This is a genomic window from Blautia sp. CAG:237 (assembly GCF_000436615.1).
GTDB lineage: Bacteria > Bacillota > Clostridia > Lachnospirales > Lachnospiraceae > Blautia_A > Blautia_A intestinihominis.
On the sequence record NZ_FR886735.1, the window covers coordinates 41,215 to 41,780 of the forward strand.

At 48.4% G+C, this 566-nt stretch carries 1 protein-coding gene; it reads right to left on the reverse strand.

Annotated elements, in window-relative coordinates:
* A partial coding sequence (locus QZL69_RS07405; protein ID WP_291518863.1) for a homocysteine S-methyltransferase family protein occupies positions 1-506 on the reverse strand: 506 nt, incomplete at its 3' end.
* Positions 507-566: the final 60 nt, after the last annotated feature.

Sequence of the window (566 nt, forward strand, 5' to 3'; positions counted from 1 at the left end):
GGAAGATCACATACAGAACTTGCAGCGTCGACTGCGGCGAGAGTTTCTTCGATGTTGATCATGGTCTCTGCTGCGATCAGGTCAATGCCTGCATCGGCAAGGATACGAACCTGTTCCTGGTACATATCAAAAGCTTCTGTGTAGGTATAATTACCATCTGCAGTGATAAAAGAACCGGAAGTCGTGATATCACCGGCTACGTAGACACCATTTCCGGCGAGTTCTCTGGAATATCCGACGAGAGTACGGTTGATCTCCTCGATACGGTCTGTCAGTCCATGTTTGGCAAGATTCATACGGTTTCCGCCAAAAGTCGGAGCATAGATGACCTGGCTTCCAGCCTGGATATAGGCACGCTGGAGATCCTGGATGACATCCTTATGGTCAATAACCCAGGTCTCGGTACAGATGCCGCGCGGCATGCCGCTCGCCATCAGATTGGAACCGGTAGCTCCATCCAGAATCAGGATATTTTCGGTCAGTTTACGGAATTCTTCTTTTGTCATGAGTTTGTTGCCTCCTTGATGAAAAATAAAATGTATAAGCAACTTACCTGGCAAGCTCCG